Source organism: Vibrio sp. PID17_43 (assembly GCF_002608565.1).
In the GTDB taxonomy this organism is placed as follows: Bacteria; Pseudomonadota; Gammaproteobacteria; order Enterobacterales; family Vibrionaceae; genus Vibrio.
The window spans coordinates 1-2,844 of record NZ_LIXM01000051.1 but is presented as its reverse complement, the minus strand read 5'-3'; the positions used below and the strand labels follow the sequence as shown (position 1 = coordinate 2,844).

Here is a 2,844-nt window from a genome sequence, read left to right as displayed (position 1 = left end):
GATGGACTACTACAACCGACAACGGCCTCATCAAGCAAATGATGGGCTGTCACCAGTAAATGCCGAAAATCGGCTTAAATCTGTGTCCGGAGTTTGTTGACCACTACAAGGCTACAGCTACGTACATTCAGCCTGAGAGATCCGTTGCGGAAATAACGCCCTGCTAAGGGGTGAGCAACGCAATACCGATGTTGCCGCATACCGCCCTAATCACTAAATTCTACGCATAGTGAAAATGCCACGCGTTGTGAATCCCTCTTGAGCAGCTTGTTAGTACGCTGCCCTTAAAGCTTTTGACACTTGCCAAGATATTGAAATATAGCACGAAACTTATGGTGTAATTCACGAAAGCTAAACGGACAACTGCCAATATTAAACCAATACTAAAAATGCGAGTTGGCAAGAAGAAAAACACGCAAAGCTCACCAATTTTCAACGACTTCAAATTTTCAAAGGAGACTGACTTCGGACTTTCCCGACGACACCAAAGAAACGATTTTTCGTAGCGAAACCAACCGAGACAAAGAAGCCGCACCAATGAATTTGCCCGAAAGTTAGAGACCGTAAACGACGTTAGCAACGCGATCACTGCGCATCTAGTGCCACCGGAGTGAACGTGAAAGGCACATTTGAGCCGCTGTAAAGCAGAGCAAAGAAACCAATAAACACCAATTTTTACAACCTTTGATGCCAATCCCGTACTAACGCCTTGTTAAGGGGTGAGCAACGCAATGCCGATGTTGCCGCATGCCGCCTTAATCACTAAAACCAACGCATAGTAAAAATGCCACGCGTTGCGAATCCCTCTTGAACAATTTGTTAGCCCTGTGGTTGACTAGTACATATAACCTAGCCAATCAAAATGTCCAACACCCCACTGCTTATCTCTGAGTGGTTTCACATACAGTTCATCAAGATGCTCTACAGCAACTCCAAAGTTGGTGTGCTCGTGAAGCCTTAACCAAGATTGCATACACTGAACTTTGTTAAAACCATTTGATGAGTAGAAATCATGTAACTCAGATATGAGGATTATGAAATCAACGTCTTTAGTTTCGGCAAATACCGATACTTCTGACAACATGAAAGAGCCAATACCTTGACCTCGATAACGTTCATCAACACAGAAGTCGATTACGCCCAGAACCTTATGTATTTCCCCACCGACGCTAACAACGCGATAATCCAGTCCAAGATAGCCAACCAACTGTTCACCTTGAAAATGAAGGGCACGCATATGAGGTAACTGCTTAAAGTAAGAACGACTTACTTGGCTGTCTGGAAAAGCTTGGTTTCTTAATGCTTCGATTGCCTTATGATGCAATTCTGAAACATCAATTTCTTGTACGATTTCCATATCATTTCCTCGAAAAGGGCTAACGCCCAATTAAGGGGTGAGTAACTCAACACCTATGCCGCCGCATACCACCTTAATCACTAAAACTAACGCATAGTAAAAATGCCACGCGTTACGAATCCCTCTTAAATTGTTTGTTATAAGCACAATTTTTAGGCTTGATCTCGTCAATTTTGACGACAATAGCCTTTATCTGTCTTTTGTAGTCTGCGTGAATCGTGTCATCAAACCTCCAAATAGACTTTTCTTCATCCGCCAAAAATCTAGTTATATACCAAGAGGTGATGCATGCATTCAGATAAGCATTCTCAACCAATTCTACTATGTATTTTGCATCTTCAATACTTGGGTTAATCCCTTTCTGATGAATTTGTTTCTGCTTTATAACGAACTCTTCCTGCCATTGTTCGTTGAGTCGGTTCACTATTTCTAGATCATGATGGATTTTTTGATATGCAAGTCGATAATCTGACTTAAGGTCAAGTAATATCTCTTTGAAAAACTCATCGTAAATTGGGGCCACAATGTTCCGAGGCAGAACGTTAGGATAAGAGTTCTGAGAAATAAGACTGAACGCATCCTCATATACCGTCAATTGCTGTTGAAGTTGGAGTTGAATAGCAGATAGTTCCAATTTTAATTGCTGCTTAATTTTAACCTTGCGCCGCCACTCTTTCATGATCGTGTAAACATGCGTTGCAATAACACCAATAACGGCGCTAGAAATCGCGAGAGAAATTTTATCCATTTTACTCCAAACCATTGTGCTTATAACGCCTTGTTAAGGTGTGAGGCACGCAATACCAAAGCCGCCGCATAACACCTTAACCACTGAAACCAAAGCATAATAAAAATGCCACGCGTGCCGAATCACTCTTGAACAATTTGTTAGGCGACGACTTTTGGCTATCTAATGACCTCGAACAGCGAATGCAACACCGCAGACTATGAAAAGAACAATAAACCACAAAATTGCGGGCATCGGGTTTCCATTTTTAGCTTCAGACGCCAAATATGAATTGAACTCTTTTTTACTTTGTCTTCTGCCATGTTTCGTGGACAAATTGTGCTGCCCCAACGGTGTGGTTCCCGACTCAACATACTGTTTCGCAGATGCGAGGGTAGGTACAGGACCAAAATCATGAGAACCGTTTGCAGTAAGTACAAGCCAGCCTGAACCTTGTTTTACAATAAAACGCCCATCATCCACCGAGTATTGTCCCGCTTGGATTCTAGTTACCTTAGCCAATATTAACTCCTAGTCGCCTAACGCCCGCTTAAGTGGTGAGCAACGCAATACGGTGCTTCCGCATACCACCTAAATCACTAAATTTACCGCAGACCAACAATGCCACGCGTTGCGAATCCGCCTTAAAGCGTTTGTATGGGAAATTATCCCTCTAAATCGACCAGTTTCGGGTAATGTGAGACCCAGGCTTTAGCTGCAACTAAAGCTTTCCATGTAGTAGTTCGTTTAAACGCTGGCT

The 2,844-nt window shown here is 42.7% G+C and carries 3 protein-coding genes; all 3 read right to left on the bottom strand.

Annotation, left to right across the window (positions count from 1 at the left end; all coding sequences use genetic code 11):
- Positions 1–835: 835 nt before the first annotated feature.
- The 3 genes from AK965_RS20110 to AK965_RS20090 all read right to left on the bottom strand — a co-directional run bounded on the left by AK965_RS20110 (position 836) and on the right by AK965_RS20090 (position 2,606).
- A complete protein-coding gene (locus AK965_RS20110; RefSeq protein ID WP_099081246.1) occupies positions 836–1,357 on the bottom strand; it encodes a GNAT family N-acetyltransferase in 522 nt (173 codons plus the stop codon).
- Positions 1,358–1,469: 112 nt separating this feature from the next.
- Positions 1,470–2,105, bottom strand: a complete 636-nt coding sequence (locus AK965_RS20100) for a hypothetical protein (RefSeq protein ID WP_143699966.1) — start codon at positions 2,103–2,105, stop codon at positions 1,470–1,472.
- 162 nt (positions 2,106–2,267) lie between these two features.
- Positions 2,268–2,606 (bottom strand): hypothetical protein, encoded by a 339-nt coding sequence (locus AK965_RS20090; RefSeq protein ID WP_152816208.1) that lies wholly within the window; start codon positions 2,604–2,606, stop codon positions 2,268–2,270.
- Between the last annotated feature and the right edge of the window lie 238 nt (positions 2,607–2,844).